Source organism: Azospirillum sp. UENF 211521, from assembly GCF_058780535.1.
On the sequence record NZ_JBSNCF010000001.1, the window covers coordinates 1554711 to 1575256 of the forward strand.

General features: G+C 68.5%; 17 protein-coding genes, 2 tRNA genes and 1 pseudogene. 8 read left to right on the forward strand and 12 right to left on the reverse strand.

Annotation, left to right across the window (positions count from 1 at the left end):
- Positions 1-107: 107 nt before the first annotated feature.
- The 6 genes from kduD to gap all read right to left on the reverse strand — a co-directional run bounded on the left by kduD (position 108) and on the right by gap (position 5526).
- Complete coding sequence (gene kduD / locus ACWPN5_RS07295) at positions 108-872, reverse strand: 2-dehydro-3-deoxy-D-gluconate 5-dehydrogenase KduD (protein ID WP_145690457.1); 765 nt, start codon at positions 870-872, stop codon at positions 108-110.
- Positions 873-903: 31 nt separating this feature from the next.
- Positions 904-1740 (reverse strand): 5-dehydro-4-deoxy-D-glucuronate isomerase, encoded by an 837-nt coding sequence (kduI, locus tag ACWPN5_RS07300; RefSeq protein WP_114862031.1) that lies wholly within the window; start codon positions 1738-1740, stop codon positions 904-906.
- Between the two features lie 56 nt (positions 1741-1796).
- Positions 1797-2549 (reverse strand): GntR family transcriptional regulator, encoded by a 753-nt coding sequence (locus tag ACWPN5_RS07305; protein WP_492295047.1) that lies wholly within the window; start codon positions 2547-2549, stop codon positions 1797-1799.
- 152 nt (positions 2550-2701) lie between these two features.
- A complete protein-coding gene (gene kdgT / locus ACWPN5_RS07310) occupies positions 2702-3736 on the reverse strand; it encodes a 2-keto-3-deoxygluconate transporter (RefSeq protein WP_492295048.1) in 1035 nt (344 codons plus the stop codon).
- A gap of 195 nt (positions 3737-3931) precedes the next feature.
- A complete protein-coding gene (locus ACWPN5_RS07315) occupies positions 3932-4303 on the reverse strand; it encodes a hypothetical protein (RefSeq protein WP_492295049.1) in 372 nt (123 codons plus the stop codon).
- 200 nt (positions 4304-4503) lie between these two features.
- Complete coding sequence (gap, locus tag ACWPN5_RS07320; protein WP_492295050.1) at positions 4504-5526, reverse strand: type I glyceraldehyde-3-phosphate dehydrogenase; 1023 nt, start codon at positions 5524-5526, stop codon at positions 4504-4506.
- Between the two features lie 328 nt (positions 5527-5854).
- Here gap and ACWPN5_RS07325 point away from each other — a divergent pair, with 328 nt between their 5' ends.
- The 4 genes from ACWPN5_RS07325 (at position 5855) to ACWPN5_RS07340 (ending at position 10036) form a co-directional block, all read left to right on the forward strand.
- Entirely contained in the window at positions 5855-8200 is a 2346-nt protein-coding gene (locus ACWPN5_RS07325; RefSeq protein WP_492295051.1) for a mechanosensitive ion channel domain-containing protein, read from the forward strand.
- 149 nt (positions 8201-8349) lie between these two features.
- A tRNA-Leu gene (locus tag ACWPN5_RS07330) sits at positions 8350-8436 on the forward strand.
- A 30-nt stretch (positions 8437-8466) separates the two neighbouring features.
- A tRNA-Ala gene (locus ACWPN5_RS07335) sits at positions 8467-8542 on the forward strand.
- Between the two features lie 333 nt (positions 8543-8875).
- Positions 8876-10036 carry a PQQ-dependent sugar dehydrogenase gene (locus ACWPN5_RS07340; protein WP_492295052.1) on the forward strand — a complete coding sequence of 387 codons (1161 nt, stop codon included), beginning with the start codon at positions 8876-8878 and terminating at the stop codon, positions 10034-10036.
- Positions 10037-10044: 8 nt separating this feature from the next.
- Here ACWPN5_RS07340 and ACWPN5_RS07345 read toward each other — a convergent pair whose 3' ends face one another.
- Positions 10045-10269: a hypothetical protein gene (locus ACWPN5_RS07345; RefSeq protein ID WP_492295053.1), complete on the reverse strand. Its 225-nt coding sequence runs from the start codon at positions 10267-10269 to the stop codon at positions 10045-10047.
- Between the two features lie 482 nt (positions 10270-10751).
- Here ACWPN5_RS07345 and ACWPN5_RS07350 point away from each other — a divergent pair.
- Together ACWPN5_RS07350 and ACWPN5_RS07355 are read left to right on the forward strand one after the other, a co-directional pair.
- Positions 10752-10982: pseudogene (locus ACWPN5_RS07350) on the forward strand (TrmH family RNA methyltransferase); the annotation flags it as partial.
- Positions 10983-11130: 148 nt separating this feature from the next.
- Positions 11131-11259, forward strand: a complete 129-nt coding sequence (locus ACWPN5_RS07355) for a hypothetical protein (protein ID WP_492296363.1) — start codon at positions 11131-11133, stop codon at positions 11257-11259.
- Here ACWPN5_RS07355 and ACWPN5_RS07360 read toward each other — a convergent pair.
- Positions 11245-12180: a LysR substrate-binding domain-containing protein gene (locus tag ACWPN5_RS07360; protein WP_492295054.1), complete on the reverse strand. Its 936-nt coding sequence runs from the start codon at positions 12178-12180 to the stop codon at positions 11245-11247. The genes ACWPN5_RS07355 and ACWPN5_RS07360 overlap by 15 nt on opposite strands.
- Before the next feature lie 132 nt (positions 12181-12312).
- Here ACWPN5_RS07360 and ACWPN5_RS07365 point away from each other — a divergent pair, with 132 nt between their 5' ends.
- On the forward strand, positions 12313-13794 hold the full coding sequence (locus ACWPN5_RS07365) for a catalase (RefSeq protein ID WP_492295055.1): 1482 nt from the start codon (positions 12313-12315) through the stop codon (positions 13792-13794).
- Positions 13795-13866: 72 nt separating this feature from the next.
- On the opposite strand, the gene ACWPN5_RS07370 is transcribed toward ACWPN5_RS07365, so the two are convergent.
- On the reverse strand, positions 13867-14280 hold the full coding sequence (locus tag ACWPN5_RS07370) for a winged helix-turn-helix transcriptional regulator (RefSeq protein ID WP_200478143.1): 414 nt from the start codon (positions 14278-14280) through the stop codon (positions 13867-13869).
- A gap of 116 nt (positions 14281-14396) precedes the next feature.
- On the opposite strand from ACWPN5_RS07370, the gene ACWPN5_RS07375 reads away from it, so the two are divergent.
- Positions 14397-15242, forward strand: a complete 846-nt coding sequence (locus ACWPN5_RS07375; protein WP_492295056.1) for an SDR family oxidoreductase — start codon at positions 14397-14399, stop codon at positions 15240-15242.
- Between the two features lie 211 nt (positions 15243-15453).
- Here ACWPN5_RS07375 and ACWPN5_RS07380 read toward each other — a convergent pair whose 3' ends face one another.
- From ACWPN5_RS07380 to ACWPN5_RS07390, 3 genes are read right to left on the reverse strand one after another with little or no spacing between them, the layout of a single operon-like run.
- Positions 15454-18531, reverse strand: coding sequence for a MexW/MexI family multidrug efflux RND transporter permease subunit (locus ACWPN5_RS07380; RefSeq protein ID WP_492295057.1), 3078 nt, complete (start codon positions 18529-18531; stop codon positions 15454-15456).
- A 10-nt stretch (positions 18532-18541) separates the two neighbouring features.
- The gene (locus ACWPN5_RS07385; RefSeq protein WP_145687445.1) at positions 18542-19738 is read right to left on the reverse strand and encodes an efflux RND transporter periplasmic adaptor subunit; all 1197 of its coding nucleotides are present in this window, start codon (positions 19736-19738) and stop codon (positions 18542-18544) included.
- Positions 19728-20444 carry a TetR/AcrR family transcriptional regulator gene (locus tag ACWPN5_RS07390; RefSeq protein WP_145687442.1) on the reverse strand — a complete coding sequence of 239 codons (717 nt, stop codon included), beginning with the start codon at positions 20442-20444 and terminating at the stop codon, positions 19728-19730. The genes ACWPN5_RS07385 and ACWPN5_RS07390 overlap by 11 nt, the downstream gene beginning before the upstream one ends.
- Positions 20445-20546 lie beyond the last annotated feature (102 nt).

The following is a 20546-nucleotide window of genomic DNA, read 5'->3' on the forward strand; positions in this document are numbered from 1 at the left end:
GTTCTCGGAAGACCGCAAAGAAAAGCCGGGCGCCCTTGCGGACGCCCGGCCGTCGTCACCGAACCGGCAATCTTCGCCTCAGCGGGTCAGCGGAGCGGGCCAGTGGGTCAGCGAGCCAGCCAGCCGCCGTCCACCGGCAGGATCGTGCCGTGGATGTAGTCCGACGCGTCGGAGGCCAGGAACACCGCCGGGCCGCCCATGTCGGCGGGAACGCTCCAGCGGCCCGCCGGGATGCGGCCCAGGATCTCCGCGCTGCGCTGCTCGTCGGCGCGGATCGCCGCCGTGTTGTTGGTCGCGACGTAGCCCGGCGCGATGGCGTTCACGTTGATGCCCTTGCCCGCCCATTCGTTGGCGAGCAGGCGGGTGATGCCGGCCACGCCGCTCTTGGAGGCGGTGTAGGAGGGCACGCGGATGCCGCCCTGGAAGGACAGCATGGAGGCGATGTTGATGATCTTGCCCTTGCGGCCCTGGCTGATGGCGTAGCGGCCGAAGGCCTGGCAGAGGAAGAAGACCGTCTTGATGTTGATGTTCATCACGAGGTCCCAGTCGGCCTCGGTGAAGTCGACGGCGTCGGCGCGGCGGATCATGCCGGCGTTGTTGACGAGGATGTCAAGCCCGCCGAGCGTGCCCACCGCCTCCTCAACCAGGCCCTGCACCGGGGCAATGCTGGTCAGGTCGGCGGTCATGGCGTGGAAGCGGCGGCCCGTGGCCTCGACGAGGCTCTTGGTCTCGTCGAGGGGAATGACGTCAACGGCGGCGATGTCGGCGCCGGCCTGGGCCAGCGCCAGGGCGATGCCCTGGCCGATGCCGGTGTGGGCGCCGGTCACCAGCGCGACCTTGCCGGAGAGATCGAAGGGATGTGCCTGAGCCATTGTCCTGCTCCTTATTCTTGGCGTCCGGGGATCAGCGCAGGTCTTCCATGGGGATGAAGTCCATGTCGGTGAAGTCCTGGTTGTCGCCGGCCATGGCCCAGATGAAGGTGTAGTTGCGCGTGCCGACGCCGGAATGGATCGACCAGCTCGGCGAGATCACCGCCTGCTCGTTGGCGACGACGACGTGGCGGGTCTCGGTCGGCTCGCCCATGAAGTGGAAGACGCGGGCCGGCTCCGGCAGGTCGAAGTAGAAATAGACCTCGCAGCGGCGGTCGTGCGTGTGGCACGGCATCGTGTTCCACATGTTGTTCGGCTTCAGCACGGTCATGCCGAGCACGAGCTGCGCGGTGCGGCAGACGTCCGGGTGGATCATCTGGTAGATGGTGCGCTCGTTCGACTGGGCCGGGTCGCCCATGTGCACGGCCTTGGCCTGCGCGATGGAGATCTTCATCGTCTCGAAGCGGGCGTGGGCCGGGGCGCTGTTCAGGTAGAACTTCGCCGGGTTGGCCGGGTCCAGGCTCTCGAAACGGACATCCAGGCTGCCCATGGTGATGTAGAGGCAGTCGCGCGGGGCCAGCTCGAACACCGCGCCGTCCACCGTGATGCGCCCCGGACCGCCGACGTTGACGGCACCCAGCTCACGCCGGTCGAGGAAGTTGGCCGAGCCGATGGCCTTGGCCGATTCCAGCTTCAGCGGGCCGGACACCGGCATGGCGCCGCCGACCACGAAGCGGTCGATGTGGCTGTAGGTGAGGACGATGTCGTCCGCCTCGAAGATGGACGGGACGAGGAAATGGTCGCGCAGCTTGGTGGTGTCGTAGTTGCGGACGTCATCCTGGTGTGACGCGTGGCGGACGGTGATCTTCATGGCGGTATCCTCGTGTGTGTTTTTCGGGGCCGGTGGGGGCCAATTCAGGGGCCAGATCAGGGACCAGTGAAGAAGAACGGGTTCGCCCCCTGGGCCTGGGGGATCGAGGTCAGCAGGCCGTCGAGGTGGACGGCCATGCGGTCGGCGGCCAGCGTTGGGTCGGCGTCGGCGATGGCGTCCACGATCGCCGCGTGCTCGGCCAGCACGTTGGTCAGGCGCCCCGGCTCCGGCAGGGTCAGGCGGCGGTAGCGGTCGACCTGCACCTTCACCTGCTGGGCCATGCTCCACAGGCCGGGATAGCCGGCGATCTCGGCGATCAGGGCGTGGAACCGCTCGTCGGCCTCGTGGAAGGCGTTGAGGTCGCCGTCCTCCACCGTCTCCTGCTGGAGCAGCAGGTTGGCGCGCAGGCCGGCGATCTGGCTGCCGGTGGCGCGCTGCGCCGCGTAGCGGACGGCGGTGCCCTCCAGCGAGGTGCGGATGACGATGGCCTCGGGCAGGGCGTTGACCGGGATGCGGGCGACGAAGGTACCGACCTGCGGGAAGATCTCGATCAGCCCCTCGTCGGCCAACCGTTGCAGCGCCTCGCGCACCGGGGTGCGGCTGACGCCGAAGGCTTCGGCGATGTGCTTCTCGACGATGGGTTCGCCCGGATTGCGGCGCATCTCCACGATCTCGGCGCGCAGCGACCGGTGGATCGCCGCCATGGTCGAGGCGCCGCGCGCCGGCCCGCGGGAGGGCTTCACCGCGCTCCGCTGAGGGGCGGGACGGTCGCTGCTGGCGTCGGGCGTCGGGGTGGTCGGCATGTCCATGGTCGCACCTGTTGCGGCTGCACCTGTTACGCCGGCTCGGCCGGTCCTAAGGGAGAATATTAGTATATCAGTGCCGCGGCGCAAGCCGGAAATCACGGGGTCCGCAATCTCCGGCTTTCGTCCGGGGTGGGGCGGCGCTCAGCCGGGCGCCGTCACTCGGCGGGGGCGGGCTGGACCGGCAGGGGCTGCGCTTGGGTGTTCTCCTGGGCGGCCTTCTGGGCGGCCAGATAGCGCGGGGAGAGGACGCCGAACCGGCGCGCCCACCAGGCGGTGAGGATCGGGGTGAGCAGCGAGGTGACGACGACGCTGGTGGCGACCAGGGCGGTGGCGGCCGGGGCGCTCGGCGCGAAGCTCGGCTCGATGGAGGCGATGATCGGCGGGACGGTCACGGCCGCACCGGCGGTGGAGGCGGCGCCGATGCCGGCGGTGCCGTTGCCCTTGGCGAGCAGGATGTCGGCGACGACCAGCGTGAAGCCGGTGATGGCGATGACCGAGAGACCGAGGACGATGCCGAGCAGGCCGGTGTTCAGGATGACCGCGAAGTTCAGGTTGTTGCCGAGCGCGAAGGCGAAGAAGGGCACCATCACCGGCACGGCTTGGCCGAAGAACTTGCGGAAGTCCTGGTCGAGGTTGCCGAGTGCGAAGCCGACCAGGAAGGGCAGCAGCGCGCCGACCATGGTCTGCCAGGGGAAGGCGGCCAGACCGGCCAGACCCAGCGTCGCCATCGTCATGAAGGGGCCGGATTCCAGGCACATCAGGCAGAAGGCGCCGGATTCCTCCTTGGTGCCGTACTGCTGCATCAGCGCCATGTACATGCCGCCGTTGGTGTCGTTCATGGCGGCGATGATCGCCAGCACCGACAGGCCGGTGAAGAAGCCCGAACTGACGCCCTCGTGCGGGATGAACCAGGAGGCGATGATGCCCATGGTGGCGGCGGTGAGGATCTTCACGGTGACGAGCACGCCGCTCTTGCGCAGGACCAGCGGGGTGGCCTTCAGGCTGATGCTGGCGCCGATGCAGAAGAACCAGACGGACAGGATCGGCAGGGTTCCGGTGATCAGGCCGTTGGTGAAGGACCCGAAGAATTTGCCCGTGTTCGGCGCGAAGGTGTTCAGGCAGGCGCCGAGGAACAGGGGAAGGATCATCATCCCGCCGGGGATGCGGTCGATCCGGGATTTGATGTTCATAGTCGGTACTCCTGGGGCGGTCCGACTGGGCCGTCGATGGAAAGTCCGGGGTGGTGGCTGCCGGTTGCGGCGCATGGAGGGGGAGCGTGCCGCGCATCCCCTGCGGGAGCGGCGCCGGTCCGGTGGCCGTCGGGCCTGTCCGTGGATCGCGCCGTCGATGGAGTGGATACTAGTATATTAGCGCTGCGAGGCAAGTCAGGAGAACTGCGTACCCCGTCGGATGACACTCTGTCGCACGTCCTGCGGCGGTGGTTCGGCGGTGCCGTTCCCGTGCGCCGGGAAACCCGGCTCCGTGTTGGAAAGTGCAAGCGTGGCAACGGCTTGCAACGCTTCATGGACGCGGTGGTAGGCGGCTTCGATGCGCTGGACGGACTGTTCGTTACCGTCCAGCCGGGCGGCTTCCCGGAAGAGGGCGAGGGCGGTGCGGCCGAACGCTTCGAAGCGCGCGTGCAGGCCGTGGTCGTCCAGGGCGAAGACCGGCGTGGTCAGGAAGGCCCGCCGCAGGGCGTCGGCGTCGCGCTCCAGGGCGGCGATGCGCGCGGTCGGCGGGTCGGAGGTCCGGGGCATGCCGCGGCTCCTTGAAAGGGCGTTTTCAAAAATGGGTTTTGAAAACTGGTATTTTAGTTTTTGGGGTGGGAGCCGCATTGCCCCCACCCTAACCCTCCCCCGCTAACGCAGGGGAGGGGACTGCCGCCGCTTCGCGGAAGGCACCCTCTCCCGCGTCAGCGGGGGAGGGCCGGGGTGGGGGCAAAACCGGAACCGTCACGTTACTTCGCGTTGGCCATGGCGACGGCGGTGTCGCTCATGCGGTTGGAGAAGCCCCACTCGTTGTCGTACCAGGTCATGATGCGGACGAAGTTGCCGTCGATGACCTTGGTCTCGTTCAGCGCGAAGATCGAGCTGTGCGGGTCGTGGTTGAAGTCGGTGGAGACCAGATCCTCGGTGTAGGCGCCCAGGATGCCCTTGAGCGGGCCGTTGGCGGCCTCGGAAATCGCCTTGGTGATCTCCTCCACCGTGGTGGCGCGCTTGGCGGTGAACTTGAAGTCGACCACCGAGACGTTCGGGGTGGGCACGCGCATGGCGGTGCCGTCCAGCTTGCCCTTCAGCTCGGGCAGCACCTTGCCCACCGCCTTGGCCGCCCCGGTCGAGGTCGGGATCATGTTCAGCGCCGCGGCGCGGGCGCGGTGCAGGTCCTTGTGGTTGGTGTCGACGATGCGCTGATCCCCCGTGTAGGAGTGGATCGTCGTCATGAAGCCCTTCTCGATGCCGATCAGGTTGTTCAGCACGAAGGCCACCGGGGCCAGGCAGTTCGTCGTGCACGAGGCGTTCGAGACGATGCGGTGATCGGCCTTGAGCTGGTCGTGGTTGACGCCGTAGACCACCGTGATGTCCTCGTCGGTGGCCGGGGCGGAGATCAGCACCTTCTCGGCACCCGCTTCCAGGTGCTTGGCGGCGTCGGCGCGCTTGGTGAAGATGCCCGAGCATTCCATGGCGATCTGGATGCCCAGTTCCTTCCACGGCAGCTTGGCCGGGTCACGCTCCTGCACGACCTTGATCGAGTGGCCGTTGACGATCAGCTCGCCGCCCCCGCCTTCGTTGGTGCGGGTCTCAATGGTGCCGGGGAAACGGCCGTGGACGCTGTCGTACTTCAGCAGGTGGGCGTTGGCCTTGAGGTCGGCCAGGTCGTTGATCGCCACGACCTCCACGTCGTTGCGGCCGCTCTCGTAGATGGCCCGCAGAACCAGACGGCCGATGCGGCCAAAACCGTTGATCGCTACCTTCACGGACATGCTGTTCTCCGCTGGTGTTCGCGGCCCCGGACGGGATCGGGGGCGGCGCCGGCCAGGGCCGGTGGGAAAGGGGCGCCGGATCGGGCGGCCCGCAGCGGCAGGGCGCGGACGCTTCCGGGCTTCGTTGAGATATATACTAGTATATCAGATTGATGCGCAAGAGCGGAGGGCGGTGCGGCCGGCCCTCCGGACAAAATGTCGCGGTTGCTGCGTTGCAAGACAAATCGTGCCCGGCGCTGTTGGCCTGGGTTGGACCCGTCACCCGGACCGCTCCAAAGGTCTTCCCTGAAGACCGGAACCGCCCTGAAAACGGAACCGCCAGAGGACGATGACTTCCGACGACCGTGCCCCACGGCTTCCCGCCGCCCGCCTCCGCGCCCTGCGCGGCCTTCTCGCCCTCCTTCTCCTGCTGACCGCCGCGCTTGGGGGGATCGCGACCCCGGCCTCGGCGCAGATCCCGACGCCGGCCCCGACGGCCCAGGCCGAGGCGGCGGCCAACCCGGAGGAGATCGCCCGCCTGCGCCAGACGCTCGAGGACCCGGACCGCCGCGCCGCCCTGCTCGGCCAGCTCCGCGCCCTGGAGCAGGCGGAGGCCGCCGTGTCACCGGCGGAACCGGAGGGGATCGGCACCCGCCTGCTCACCCTGCTGTCGAACCGGCTCGACGGGCTGGGGCAGGAGGCCGCGCTGGCCGGCGACGCCCTGTTGAACGCGCCGCAGGGGCTGCATTGGCTGGAGCGGCAGGTCTCCGACCCGGCGCAGCGCGCCGCCTGGGGCTGGCTGGTCGCCGAACTGGTGCTGGTGGTGGTGGTCGGGCAGGGCGCCCGGCTGATCGCCATCCGCACGCTGCGGCGCCCGCGCGCCATGCTGGCGGCCCGGCCCATCCCTTCAACCCTCGCCAAGGTGCCGCTGCTGCTGGTGCGGTCGCTGTTCGATCTGGCGCCCATCGTGGCCTTCGCCGCCGCCGGCTTCGGCGTGCTGGCGCTGTTCGACCCGCCCCCGGTGGTGCGGGTGCTGGGCGTCACCTTCCTCAACGCCAGCATCTTCGTGCAGATCGTCCTTCTGGTGGTCCGGGCGCTGCTCGCCCCGGCCTCGCCCAACCTGCGGCTGATCCCTATGAGCGACGGTTCGGCCCTGCGGCTGCTGCGCTGGTGCCGGACCATCGCCATCACCACGCTCTACGGCATGTTCCTGGCCGAGGCGGCTCGGCGGCTCGGCCTGCCGACGCAGAGCTACAGCGCGCTGGTGACCCTGGTCGGCCTGCTGGTCGCCGTCATGCTGGCGGTGCTGGTGCTGCAAAGCCGGGAGGCGGTGGCCGCACGCCTGCGCGGCGGGATCGCGGCGGCGCAGCCGCTGTCCGACGTGGTGTCGCCGGTTCCGCCCGGACGGCGCGCCGCCGGGGCGGGCCGGATGCTGCGCGCCGCCGGCCGCCGCGTGGCCGACGTCTGGCACGCCATCGCCATCCTCTACATCATCGTCCTGTTCGGCATCTGGGCGCTGGAGATCAGCGGCGGGCTGCTGTTCGTGGTCCAGGCAACGGCCGTGACCCTGGTGATCGCCGGGATCGCGCGGCTGATCGGGCGGGGAATCACCCGCGCCGCCGCGGCGATCCTGGAGCGCATGGACCGCCGGCGCGGACACTCCGCCTGGGCGGCGGGGCGGCTGCGCCGCTACGTTGCCCCCACCGCGCGGCTGCTGCACGCGGTGGTGGCCGTGCTGGGCGGGCTGGTGGTTCTGAGCGCCTGGGGGCTGGATGTCTGGGGCTGGCTGCAGACGGCCATCGGCCTGCGCATCGTGGCGTCGGGCCTGTCCCTCCTGCTGGTCGGCGCCATCGCGCTCGCCGTGTGGGAGGTGACCAACGGCCTGATCGAGCGCCATCTGGCGACGACCGACCGCAACGGGCGGGCCATCCAGCGCAGCGCGCGGGTGCGCACGCTGTTGCCACTGCTGCGCAGCGCACTGCTGGTGGTCCTGCTGACGCTGGTCACGCTGATCACCCTATCGGAGTTGGGGCTGAACATCGGGCCGCTGCTGGCCGGTGCCGGCGTGGTCGGCCTCGCCGTCGGCTTCGGCGCGCAGACGCTGGTCAAGGACGTCATCACCGGCCTGTTCATCCTGTTCGAGGACACCATCTCGGTGGGCGACGTCGTCAATGTCGGCGGCAAGGGCGGTCTGGTGGAGGGGATGAACATCCGCACCATCCGCCTGCGCGACTTCGACGGGACGGTCCACACCATCCCCTTCAGCGCGGTCACCAGCGTGTCGAACATGACGAAGGACTTCAGCTACTACGTGTTCGACGTGGCGATCCCCTATCACGAGAACGCCGACCGCGTGGTCTCCGTGTTGCACGGCATCGGTGACGAACTGCGCAAGGATCCGCGCTTCGCGCCGCTGATCCTGGAGCCGCTGGAGGTGCTGGGCGTCGATTCCTTCCAGGAGTCCGCGGCGGTCATCAAGGCGCGCATCAAGACGCTGCCCATCCAGCAATGGAACGTCGGGCGGGAGTTCAACGGCCGCATGAAGGCGCGCTTCATCGAGCTGGGAATCGACTTCCCGCTGCCGCAGCGCACCCTGCACATCGCCCGCGGCGCGGCGGAGATGCTGGCCGGGGTGGGGGGCGAGGCTGGTGCCGCCAACGCCGGCCGTATGCGCCACGCCGGGGCGGCGGAGTAGGGGAGTGGCGGGGGGCTTGGCGCTCCCTCCCGCGGTCTTGCAAAAAAGTGACGGGGCCATGTCGATTTCGCTTGAGCCCCGCCATCGGCACGGCTATATCAGCGCTCCCGCGTCACCCCAAGAGACGCGGGATGCAAAGAGTAGACGTTGCGCTTGTGGCGGAATTGGTAGACGCGCTAGGTTCAGGTCCTAGTGGCTGAAAGGCCGTGGGGGTTCGAGTCCCTCCAAGCGCACCAACACTTCTTGTGTTGGTCTGTGACTATAGTGGGGCCATAGCTCAGCTGGGAGAGCGCTACAATGGCATTGTAGAGGTCAGGAGTTCGATCCTCCTTGGCTCCACCATCATGAAGCCAGCAACCCCGACGGGTTGCTGGCTTTTCCCATTTCCGGCCCCCCTGTTTCCAAGCCGACATCAACACGGCTTCGAGGGGCGTATCGGGTGCGGCCACCGCCATCGCAGCGCACACCACCCCATCGGCCAGCAGCCACCCGAACTGTTTTCCATCGCTGGGTTTGATCGGCGGCGTCTTCGCAGAGCGGGCGAGAGGCAGGCGGGCAAGCGATCGAAGGATCGGGGGTGTAATGGGGGTGACATGGCGTCGGGCGTCTTGTTCGTGGCGGTGGCGCCCCCACCTACCCATCGACAGCGACGATGCGGGAGGACGAGGAATGCGCATGGGCCGAACCGCCGCCCTGATGACCGCCACCACCCTTGCGGCTTGCCTGAGCGTCACCGACGCGAGCGCCGTGGACAAGGTGTTCAAAACCGAAAAAGCGATGGTGTCGGTGAAAACCGTCGCCAGCGGCCTCAGCCATCCCTGGGGACTGGCCTTCCTGCCCGATGGGCGGATGCTGGTGACCGAGAAGGACGGCCGGTTGCGCATCGTGGCGCCGGACGGCAGCGTGTCCGCCCCGGTGAAGGGCGTGCCGAAGGTCGACGACCGTGGGCAGGGTGGCCTGCTCGACGTGGCGCTGGACCCGGACTTTGCGCAGAACCGCCTCGTCTATCTCAGCTTTTCCGAGCCGGGGACGGAGGACGGCACCAACTCCACCGCCGTGGCGCGCGGCGCGTTGAACGCCGACGAGACCGCCCTGACCGACGTCCGGGTGATCTTCTCGCAGAAGCCCAAGGTGGAAAGCCGGATGCATTACGGCTCCCGGCTGGTCTTCGACCGGCAGGGCCATCTGTACGTGACTCTGGGCGAGCGTTCGCTGGAGCAGTTCCGGACGCAGGCCCAGGACCTCGACTCGCATCTGGGCAAGGTGGTGCGGATCAACCGCGACGGCTCCGTGCCCGCCGACAACCCCTTCGTGAACCGATCCGGCGCGTTGCCGGAAATCTGGTCCTACGGCCACCGCAACATCCAGGGCGCGGCGCTGAACCCGATGACCGGCGCGCTGTGGATCAACGAGCACGGCCCGCGCGGCGGTGACGAGGTCAATGTGCCGGAGCCGGGGAAGAATTACGGCTGGCCGGTGGTCTCCTACGGCGTGAACTACAACGGGACGCCGATCGGGACGGGCAAGTCGAGCGCGCCCGGCATGGAGGAACCGGTGTACCAGTGGACCCCGGTCATCGGCTCCTCCGGCATGACCTTCTACACGGCGGACACGGTGCCGGGCTGGAAGGGCAGCCTCTTCAACGGTGGACTGGCCACCAAGGAGGTCGTCCGGCTCGAACTCGACGGCAGCAAGGTCAAGCACGAGGAGCGCATGTTCCGCGATCTCGGCAAGCGCATCCGGCAGGTCAGCCAGGGGCCGGACGGGGCGCTCTATCTGCTGACCGATGAGAATAGGGGCGAGATCCTGCGGGTGACTCCGGCGGGAAAATCGTAAGCACCGATTCAGCGGCCACCGCGGCGCCGGGGCGGTTTCCCCAGGCGCTCCGCGGCCATCAGGTCGCTGCGGCTGACGCCGATGTCCCTCAGCAATCGGTCGTCGAGGCGGTCGGGGGTGGCGGCTCTTTGCGTCCGGCGCTCCATCAGTTTGCGGAAGGTACCCAGCAGGGCGGAGGCGAGTGATTTCGGCAGGGTTGCGCCGAAGGCGCGGACGACGGGCAGGGTCGGCATGGACGATTCCTCCGTTCGGGCGGGGACTGCCGCCCCGCGTTGCCGGCCCTGTCTAACGGGCTTTGGCCGGTGGGGAAGTGGCCCCCTTCACATCGGCCCCGCACTTTCCGGACTTCCGATGGGGCGGCAGGGGCGCTACACAGGCGCCCATGCCAACCATCATTCCCCCCTCCATCATCCCCATCGACGCCCCGGACGACCCGCGGATCGCCGCCTACCGCGATGTGAAGGAGCGCGACCTCGTGGGGCGGGAGGGGCGCTTCATCGCCGAGGGGGCGGTGGTGCTGCGGACGCTGCTGACCGCCTCGCGCCATGAAACCCTGTCGCTGCTGATCGCCGACAAGCGGATCGCCGGGCTGGCGCCGATGCTGGAGGCGCTGCCCGCCGCGGTGCCGGTCTACAGCGCCCGGCAGGAGGTGCTGGACGCCATCGCCGGCTTCCCCCTGCACCGTGGCATCCTGGGGCTGGGGCGGGCGGCGGCGATGCCCGAGCCGGACGCGCTTCTGGCCGCGCTGGGACCGCGGGCGACCGTGCTGGTGCTGTGCGGGATCGGCAACCACGACAATGTGGGCGGCATCTTCCGCAACGCGGCGGCCTTCGGTGTGGACGCGGTGCTGCTCGATTCCGGCTGCTGCGACCCGCTCTACCGCAAGGCGATCCGCGTGTCGGTCGGGGCGGCGCTGCGGGTGCCCTTCTTGCGGATTCCGGCGGGAACCGACCCGGTCGCCCTGCTGGAGCGGCATGGCTTTGCTGTCCTCTCGCTGAGCCCGGCGGGCGCGGTGACTTCTGGCGGGCCTGCGCCGGCCGGAGCGCGCGGCGCTGCTTCTGGGGTCGGAGGGGCCGGGCCTGCCGGCGTCGGTCCTGGCGCGGACGCGGACGGTGCGCATCCCCATGGCGCCGGATTTCGATTCCTTGAACGTCGCCACGACCAGCGGGATCGTCCTGCACCACCTCGCCTTCATGGCGGAGCCGGAGTCAGGCATCGGCTGAGCCGTCGATCCGGCGCAGGCCGGGCGGGGTGGCGTCGCGCAAGCTCCGGGCGAGCGCGCGGAAGCCGGCGGCGCGCGGGTCGCTGGCCCGCCAGACCAGCCCGATGATGCGTCCGGGCGGGTCGTCCTGGAAGGCGCGGTAGGCGACCAGCCCGCCCACCGTCGCCGCCTCCCCGTCGCCGGTGGCGAGCCGCGGCATCAGCGTGTAGCCGGTGCCGCTGGCGACCATGTGGCGCAACGTCTCCAGCCCGGTGGCGTGGCGCATGCCGCGCGTGGTGGCGCCGCAGGCGGCCAGCGCCTGATCGCGCAGGCAGTGCCCTTCCTCCAGCAGCACCAGTTCGCCTGGGTCGAGGTCGGCCAAGGCAATGGAGGGCAGGCTTTCCAGCCGGTGGCCGGTGGGGTGGGCCAGCACGAAGGGCTCGAAGAACAGGGCGTCGCAGGTCAGCCCTTCCGCTTCGACGGGCAGGGCGAGCAGGACCGCGTCGAGCCGCCCCTCGCGCAACTCCTCCAGCAGGCCGTCTGTGCGGCCCTCGGACAGCACGAGCTGGACGTCGGGCAGGTGCCGGCGCATCGCGGGCAGGACGTGGGGGAACAGGTACGGTCCCAGCGTCTGGATCGCCGCGATGGCGAGCGGGCCGTGCAAGCCATCCGCCGTTCCGCGGGCCAGCGCCAGCAGGCGGCGCGCCTCCTCCAGGACGACGCGGGCCTGGCGGATCACCACCTCCCCCTGCGGGGTGGGCAGCACGCGGCGGCTCGTCCGCTCGAACAGGGGGATGCCGAGAAGGTCTTCGAGCTTGCGGATCTGCGCGCTCAGCGACGGCTGGCTGACCGAGCAGCGCTCCGCCGCCTTGCCGAAATGCCGCTGTTCGGCCACCGCCACCACATATTCCAGATCGCGAAGGGAGAGACCGGCGATATTCATAGGTTTTGGCTATCGAAGCATTTGAAACGATGTCTTGGATATATCAACGACGCGGCGGGATAACCAGGGGGCAAAGCAGACACGGCGACCGACAAGACGCCCACCATAAGAAACGCCAGAAGGAGTTGAGCCATGAGCACCCTGACCACCACCGGCCTGACAACGGGAGCCGGCATCCCCGTCGCCGACAACCAGAATTCGTTGACCGCCGGCCCGCGCGGTCCGGTGCTGATGCAGGATTTCCACCTGATCGAGAAGCTGGCCCACTTCAACCGCGAACGCATCCCGGAACGGGTGGTCCACGCCAAGGGGGCCGGCGCCTACGGCGTCTTCCGGGTGACGAAGGATGTGACGCCCTACACGTCGGCGAGGTTCCTGTCGGAGGTGGGCAAAGAGACGGAGGTCTTTCTGCGCTTCTCCACCGTCGGCGGCGAGAAGGGCTCCGCCGACGCCGAGCGCGACCCGCGCGGCTTCGCCGTCAAGTTTTACACCGAGGACGGCAATTACGATCTGGTCGGCAACAACACGCCGGTCTTCTTCGTCCGCGACCCGCTGAAATTCCCGGATTTCATCCACACGCAGAAGCGCAACCCGGCGACCAACCTGAAGGACCCGACCGCGGTCTGGGACTTCTTCTCGCTGTCGCCGGAGACGATGCACCAGTTGACGATCCTGTTCAGCGACCGCGGCACGCCGCGCGGCTACCGCCACATGGACGGCTTCTCCAGCCACACCTTCTCGTGGATCAACGCGGCGGGCGAGCGCTTCTGGGTCAAGGTCCACTTCAAGACCCGCCAGGGCATCCAGAACTTCACGGCGGATCAGGCGGTGCGCATGGCCGGCGTCGATCCCGACCACGCCACCCGCGACCTGTTCGCCGCCATCCGCGACGGGGATTTCCCGGCCTGGACCGTGTCGGTGCAGATCATGCCGGAGGTCGAGGCCAACTCCTATCGCCTCAACCCCTTCGACGTGACCAAGGTGTGGCCGCACGCCGATTACCCGCTGGTCGAGATCGGCGAGCTGGTGCTGAACCGCAATCCGGAGAACTTCTTTGCCGAGGTCGAGCAGGCCGCCTTCAGCCCGGCCAACGTGGTGCCCGGCATTTCCTTCAGTCCGGACAAGATGCTGCAAGGGCGCCTGTTCGCCTACGCCGACGCGCACCGCTACCGGCTGGGCGCCAACCATCAGGCGCTGCCCGTCAACCGCCCGCACGCCGCGGAGGTCAGCAACCACCAGCGCGACGGCGCCATGCGCTTCGACGGCAACGGCGGTGGCAGCCCGAACTACGAGCCCAACAGCTTCGGCGGGCCGGTGCAGAACCGCGCGGTGGCCGAGCCGCCGCTTCGCATCGCTGGCGACGCCGCCCGCTACGACCACCGCGAGGGCAACGACGACTACGCCCAGGCCGGCGCGCTGTTCCGTCTGATCGGGGCGGAGGCGCAGGAGCGGCTGATGGACACCATCGCCAACTCGCTGGGGGAGGCGCCGCTCTTCATCCAGCGGCGGCAGCTGGCGCACTTCGTCGCGGCGGACCCCGCCTACGGCGCGGGCATCGCGAAGCGGCTGGGGCTGACGGCGGCGCAGCCTGAAGAGATCGCCGTGGCCGGCTGAGGCCCAGCTCCCGAACACTCGACACCGCCGGACGCACCCCCTCGCGTCCGGCGGCTCTTTTTGTGGGACGGGTCAGTCCGCAGCGTCGTTCTGCCGGTTCGCCCAGCCCTCGGCGATGCGCGGCAGGTTGAATTCGATCCAGTCGGCGAGAAGGCGCACCTTCTCGGCGGCCTCCCGCCCCAGCGGCGTCAGGCTGTAGTCGACATGGGGCGGCACCACGTCGTGGGCGGTGCGCTTGACCAGCCCGTCGCCCTCCAGCCATTGCAGCGTCTGGGCCAGCATCCGCTCGCTGACCCCGCCGATGGTGCGGCGGAGTTCGCTGAAGCGGAGCGTTCCGCTTTCCAGGGCGATCAGAACCAGGACCCCCCAGCGGCTGGTGACGTGCTTCAGCACCTCCCGCGAGGGGCAGGCCACGGCCATCAGGTCGCCGCGCTGCATCCGCTCCGACAGCGGCAGCGGAATGTAGTCATTGTCCGGCTCCGGCATGGTCGTCCTTCTCCCGCCAGGAATCTTCACACTTACATTTATGTACGTACTTACGAAAAGTAAGCAAGTGGCTTAGGTAGGTGGTCACCACCCAACCGCAAACGGGACACCCGACCATGACCATCGCCGTCACCGGTGCCACCGGCCAGCTTGGCCGCCTCGTCATCGCCCGCCTGAAGGAGACGCTTCCGGCCTCCGGCATCGTCGCCCTGGTGCGCTCCCCCGCCAAGGCCGCCGACCTCGGGGTCGAAGCCCGCGAGGCCGATTACGGCAACCCCGAGACGCTCGCCCGCGCGCTGTCCGGAGTCGACACGCTGCTGCTCATCTCGTCGAACGAGATCGGGCAGCGGGCGGCGCAGCACCGCAACGTCGTCAACGCCGCGAAGGCGGCGGGCGTCGGCCGGATCGTCTACACCAGCCTGCTCCACGCCGACCGCTCGCCGCTGAGCCTTGCCGAGGAGCACCGGGCGACGGAGGCGGACATCACGGCGTCGGGCATCCCCTTCACCATCCTGCGCAACGGCTGGTACACGGAGAACCACACCGGTTCGGTCGGCGCGGCGCTGGCCGGCGGCGCCTTCATCGGGAGCGCGGGCGACGGGCGGATTTCCTCGGCCACGCGCGCCGACTACGCCGACGCGGCGGTGGCGGTGCTGACCGGCACCGGCCATGAGGGCAAGACCTACGAGCTGGCCGGCGACGAGGCGGTGACGCTGACCGACCTCGCCGCCGAAATTTCCCGCCAGTCCGGCAAGGACATCCCTTACCGGAACCTGCCGGAGGCCGATTACGCCGCCATCCTCGCCGGCTTCGGCCTTCCGGAAGCTTTTGCGAAGGGTATCGCCTCCTGGGACGCCGACGCGTCGAAGGGCGCGCTGTTCGACGACGGGCGTCAGCTGTCTACGCTGATCGGCCGTCCGACCACGCCGCTCTCCGCCGCCGTTGCCGCGGCGATTCCCTGACCGGCAAAGAAAAACCCCCTCGCCTTGGGAAGGGCGAGGGGGTATCGCATTTGGCCTTCTTAACCCTCTCCCCCTGGGGAGAGGGTGGCCCGAAGGGCCGGTGAGGGGGGTGCACGTGGCGTTCGGCAAAAGCGCAACCCCCTCACCCTAACCCTCTCCCCGGAGGGGAGAGGGGACGTCAAATGCAGGGACGAGCGGGAAAAGGTGGGCCTTACTGCGAGGCCGCCGCGATCTCCCGCGCGCGGCGGGAGACCGACGCCGCGTAGTGGTCCTTCGCCAGCACGGTGTAGACCGCCGGCAGGACGAACAGCGTGAACAGCGTGCCGATCAGCATGCCCGACACGATCACCAGACCGATGGAGAAGCGGCTGGCCGCTCCGGCGCCGGCGGCGGTCAGCAGGGGCAGGAGGCCCACCACCATCGCCGCCGTGGTCATCAGGATCGGGCGCAGGCGGACGCGGGCCGCGTGCTCGATGGCGGTGCGGCGGTCCACCCGCTCGTTGATCTGCATCTCGCGGGCGAACTCCACCATCAGGATGCCGTGCTTGCTGATCAGGCCGATCAGCGTCACCAGACCCACCTGGGTGTAGATGTTCATGGTGGACAGGCCGAAGAACAGCGGCAGCAGCGCGCCGCAGATCGACATCGGCACCGAGATCAGGATCACCAGCGGGTCACGCAGCGATTCGAACTGCGCGGCCAGCACCAGATAGATGACCACCAGCGCGAAGACGAAGGTGACCATGAGCTGGCTGCCCTCGGTCACGTACTGGCGCGATTCCGACAGGTAGGAGTGGCCGAAGCCGGCGGGCAGGACCTCGCGGGCCTGCCGCTCCAGGAACTCCACGGCCTGGCCCATCGTCACGCCCGGCATCGGCACCGCGGAGAAGGTCGCGGAGGGAAGCTGGTTGTACTTGGTCAGGGCGTTCGGCTCCGTCGCCATCTCGATCGAGACGACGGTAGACAGCGGGATCTGCGCGCCGTTGCCCGCGGTGACGTAGTAGCGGGTCAGCGTCTCCGGCGTCAGGCGCTTGTCGCGCGGCACCTGCGGGATGACCTCGTAGGAGCGGCCGTTCAGGTTGAAGCGGTTGACGTAGTTGCCGCCGACCAGGACCGCCAGCGTGTCACCGATCGACTGCATGGACAGGCCGAGGTCCGCCGCCTTCGACCGGTCGACGTGCAGCCGGACGACCGGGCTGTTGAACTGCAGGTCGCTGTCGGTGACGATGAACATGCCGCTTTCCATGGCGGCGGCCTTGATCCGCTCCATGGCGTTGAAGATGGTCTGGTAATCGCCGGGACTGTTGATGACCATCTGCACCGGCAGGCCGCCGGTGGAGCCGGGCAGGGCCGGCGGCGACACCAGGAACACCTGCGTGCCGGCCACCTTGCCGAGGTCGGCCTGGACCAGCGGCTGCAGCTCCTTGGCGCTGCGGGTGCGCTCGTCCCACGGCTTCAGGATCATGCCGGCGAAGCCCTGGGTCAGGGTCGGCAGGCCGTTCAGCACGAAGCGGGTGTCGGTCTCCGGGTACTGGGCGAACACCTCGTCCATCTCGCGCCCATAGGCGTCCATGTAATCGAGGTTGGCGTACTGCGGCCCCTTGGTGATGCCGAACAGGATGCCCTGGTCCTCCTCCGGCGCCAGCTCCGACATGGTGTTGGCGAAGAGGAAGCCGACGCTCAGCAGAACGCCGAAGCCGAACAGCAGGGTCGCCGCCCGGTAGTCCAGCGCGCCGCCCAGACGCCGCCCGTACCAGCCGGACAGCTTGTCGAAGGTGCGGTCGACGAAGCGGGCGAAGCGGCCCTCGTTCATGTCGCGGGTCAGCAGGAGCGAGCACATCATCGGCGACAGCGTCAGCGCCACCACGCCGGAGATGATGACCGATCCCGCCAAGGTGAAGGCGAACTCGCGGAACAGCGCGCCGGTCAGCCCGCCGAGGAAGCCGATGGGGGCGTACACGGCGGCCAGCGTGATGGTCATGGAAATGATCGGCCCGATGATTTCCCGCGCGCCGATCAGCGCGGATTCGACGGGCGACTTTCCCTCCTCCAGGTGGCGGTGGACGTTCTCCACCACGACGATGGCGTCGTCCACCACGAGGCCGATGGCCAGCACCATGGCGAGCAGCGTCAGCAGGTTCAGGCTGAAGCCCATCGCCAGCATGATCGTCGCGGCACCCACGATGGACAGCGGGATGGTCACGATGGGGATCAGCACCGAGCGGAAGGAGCCCAGGAACAGGAAGATCACCACGATGACGATGCCGACCGCCTCCAGCAGCGTCTTCTGCACCTCGTCGATCGAGGCCTGGATGAAGCGGGTGGAGTCGTAGACGATCTCCATCTTCAGCGACGGCGGCAGGTTGCGCTCAAGCTCCGGCACCAGCTTGCGGATGTCCTCCACGATGGTCAGCGGGTTGCCGGTCGGCGTGGAGTTGATGCCGATGAAGATCGCCTGCTGGCCGTTCATCGACACGCTGGCGTTGGAGCTTTGCGCGCCCAGCTCGATCTCGGCGATGTCCTTCATGCGGACCAGCGCGCCGTCCTTGGACTTCACCACCATCTGCCGGAACTGCTCGACGTCGGTCAGGCCGGTGTTGGTGGTGATGTTGGAGACGACGAAGACGCCCTTCGATTGCCCGGGGGCCGACTGGTAGTTGTTGGCCTGGATCGCCGCCCGCACGTCGGCGGCGGCGATGTTGCGCGCGGCCATCCGGTCGGGGTCGAGCCAGACGCGCATGGCGAAGGTCTGCCCGCCCAGGATCTGCGCCTCGGCGACGCCGGACACGGTGGACAGCAGCGGCTGCACGACGCGCGTCAGATAGTCGGAGATGGCCGCCCCGGACAGCTCCGGGCTGGCGAAGCCCATGTAGAGGATGGAGGTCGTCTCGCCCGTGGACTTCAGGATCACGGGGTCGTTGGCCTCGCGCGGAAGCTGGTATTTGACCTGCTGCACCTTCGACATCACGTCGGTCATCGCGACGTTGGGGTTGAAGTTCAGCCGGATGTAGGCGGTGACGAGGCTCACCCCCTGGGTGGAGGAGGAGGTGATGTAGTCGATGCCTTCCGCCGTCGCCACCGCCTGCTCGATGGGCGTCGTGATGAAGCCCTGCATCAGGTCGGGAGAAGCGCCGGCGTAGGAGGTGGTGATGGTGATGACGGTGTTTTGCAGCTCCGGATACTGCCGGATCGGCAGATCCGTCAGCGACCGGACGCCGACCAGCAGGATCAGCAGGCTGACCACCAGCGCCAGGACCGGCCGTCGGATGAAGATGTCGGTGAATGACATGGCCGGGTCCTCAGTTGCGCGGAACGGTCTGCGGCGGCACCAGCGCGCTCGCTTCCGTCGGCACCACGGCGGCGCCGTTGTTCAGCTTGAGCTGGCCGGAGGACACCACCCGGTCGCCGGGCTTCACCCCGTCGAGGATCTCCACCTTGCCGTCGAAGCGGTCGCCCGTCTTCACCGGGACGCGGTTGGCGACATGGCCGTCCTTGCCCTCGGCGTCCTTCTTGGCGGCGACGACGAAGACGCTGTCGCCGTAGACCGTGTAGTCCACCGCGGTTTCCGGGATGACGATGCGGTTCTGGGCCGGCGGCTGGACGACACGGATGTTGGCGAACATGCCGGGCAGCAGCTTGCGCTCCGGATTCTTCAGCGTCGCGCGCACCTTGATGGCGCGGGTGTCCGGGCTGACCTGCGGCTCGATGGTCGAGATCACCGCGTCGAAGTTGGCGCCGGGGGCGGCGTCGGCGGAGATCAGCACCGGCTGGCCGACGCGGATCTGGCTCAGCGCCTGCTCGGGCAGGGTGAAGTCGACGAACAGGTTTGACAGGTCGGTCAGCGTGACGACGGGGCCGCCGGCGCTGACATACTCGCCGACATTCACCTGCCGGATGCCCAGCTCGCCGTCGAAGGGGGCGCGGATCAGCTTCTGGGCGATCAGCGCCTCGGTCTTCTTGATGTTGGCGTTGGCCTCGTCGAGCTGGGCCTGGTTCTGGTCCACGGTGACCTGCGGGCCGGCCTGGTTGCGCAGCAGGTTGCGGGCGCGTTGCAGGTTGTTCTCGGCCAGCTTCGCCTGGGCGCGGAAGGCCAGCACGTCGGCCTGCTCGGTGGCATCGTTGAGTTGCACCAGCGGCGCGCCGGCCTTCACGGTGGCGCCCGATTCGAAGAAGATCTGGGTCACGCGCCCGACCACCTCCGGCGCCACGGTGACCTGACGGCTGGCGGTCAGGGTGCCGATGGCGCTGGTGTATTTGGGAACGGACTGCGCCGCCGCCTCGGCAACCGAGACGGGGGTCGGCGGAGGCTTGTTGCCGGCGAAGAAGTCGGCGATGGCCTTGTTCCGGAAGTTGTTGAAGGCGTACAGGCCGCCCAACAGCACGGCCAGGATGATGGCCATGATGATGATGCGGAACGCCAGCCGCCCGCGGGTGACCGGACGGCGTGCGGTGGTCCGCTCTGGCGCGTGAGCGGAATGGTGGATATCACTCGTCACGATCAGCCTCTCTCGAACAGGTCGGTTCTGGTTCTGTTGATTGGGTGCAATGCAATAAAGGCGTGTAAAGGGCGACCGCTTCCTCCCGCAGGCCAAGGCCGCGCAGGATGAAGGCGACCGCGTCGCGGATGGTGCGCCGCGGCTCGGCCAAGGAGGGGACGAGCGGCGTCGGCGGCAGGTGAATGGTCGCCAGGGTGGAGCCCAGCATCTCGGCCAGCCAGAAGGCGTTCTCCGTCACCGGGGCCGAGGGGATGAGGTCGCCTGAGTCGCGTGCGGCCTGCAGCGAGGCCACGAAGGGCGGCGCGATGTGCTCCGACATCCAGCGGCGCACCATGTGGGCGAACTCACCATCCTCCAGCAGGCTCATGAAATAGAGCCGGTAGCGGGGGAGCATGGTGTCGCGGTCGCTGGGCAGCTCGCTGACATAGCAGCTCACCATCGCCTGGACGTAGGCGGCGAGCGTCTCGGTGCTGGGCGGCATCGCCAGCAGCTTCGCGAGATCCTCGTCGCCGTCCACGCAGGAGCGGAAGATCGCCTCGTAGAGAGCGGCCTTGCTGGGGAAATGCTTGAAGATCAGAGCCTCCGACACACCGGCGGCCTGCGCGATCTCCTTGGTCGTGGTGGCGGCGAATCCCTTGCGCGCAAACAGCGGAAGGGCCGCGTCGATGATCGCCGCGCGCCGGGCCGAGTTGTCCAGCCGTCCCATGATTAACCTTATAGCATAAGTGAGCACTAACTCACTTTGTTCGGACTGGGGATACCACGGCGCGTCCGGGCTGTCCAGACCGGTCGTTGGAGCGGCGTGCGG

Excerpts from the sequence above, each read along its gene's own strand:
- kduD (WP_145690457.1), bottom strand. The coding sequence starts at position 872 with ATGGCTCAGGCACATCCCTTCGATCTCTCCGGCAAGGTCGCGCTGGTG.
- kduI (WP_114862031.1), bottom strand. The coding sequence starts at position 1,740 with ATGAAGATCACCGTCCGCCACGCGTCACACCAGGATGACGTCCGCAAC.
- ACWPN5_RS07305 (WP_492295047.1), bottom strand. The coding sequence starts at position 2,549 with ATGGACATGCCGACCACCCCGACGCCCGACGCCAGCAGCGACCGTCCC.
- kdgT (WP_492295048.1), bottom strand. The coding sequence starts at position 3,736 with ATGAACATCAAATCCCGGATCGACCGCATCCCCGGCGGGATGATGATC.
- ACWPN5_RS07315 (WP_492295049.1), bottom strand. The coding sequence starts at position 4,303 with ATGCCCCGGACCTCCGACCCGCCGACCGCGCGCATCGCCGCCCTGGAG.
- gap (WP_492295050.1), bottom strand. The coding sequence starts at position 5,526 with ATGTCCGTGAAGGTAGCGATCAACGGTTTTGGCCGCATCGGCCGTCTG.
- ACWPN5_RS07325 (WP_492295051.1), top strand. The coding sequence starts at position 5,855 with ATGACTTCCGACGACCGTGCCCCACGGCTTCCCGCCGCCCGCCTCCGC.
- ACWPN5_RS07340 (WP_492295052.1), top strand. The coding sequence starts at position 8,876 with ATGGGCCGAACCGCCGCCCTGATGACCGCCACCACCCTTGCGGCTTGC.
- ACWPN5_RS07345 (WP_492295053.1), bottom strand. The coding sequence starts at position 10,269 with ATGCCGACCCTGCCCGTCGTCCGCGCCTTCGGCGCAACCCTGCCGAAA.
- ACWPN5_RS07360 (WP_492295054.1), bottom strand. The coding sequence starts at position 12,180 with ATGAATATCGCCGGTCTCTCCCTTCGCGATCTGGAATATGTGGTGGCG.
- ACWPN5_RS07365 (WP_492295055.1), top strand. The coding sequence starts at position 12,313 with ATGAGCACCCTGACCACCACCGGCCTGACAACGGGAGCCGGCATCCCC.
- ACWPN5_RS07370 (WP_200478143.1), bottom strand. The coding sequence starts at position 14,280 with ATGCCGGAGCCGGACAATGACTACATTCCGCTGCCGCTGTCGGAGCGG.
- ACWPN5_RS07375 (WP_492295056.1), top strand. The coding sequence starts at position 14,397 with ATGACCATCGCCGTCACCGGTGCCACCGGCCAGCTTGGCCGCCTCGTC.
- ACWPN5_RS07380 (WP_492295057.1), bottom strand. The coding sequence starts at position 18,531 with ATGTCATTCACCGACATCTTCATCCGACGGCCGGTCCTGGCGCTGGTG.
- ACWPN5_RS07390 (WP_145687442.1), bottom strand. The coding sequence starts at position 20,444 with ATGGGACGGCTGGACAACTCGGCCCGGCGCGCGGCGATCATCGACGCG.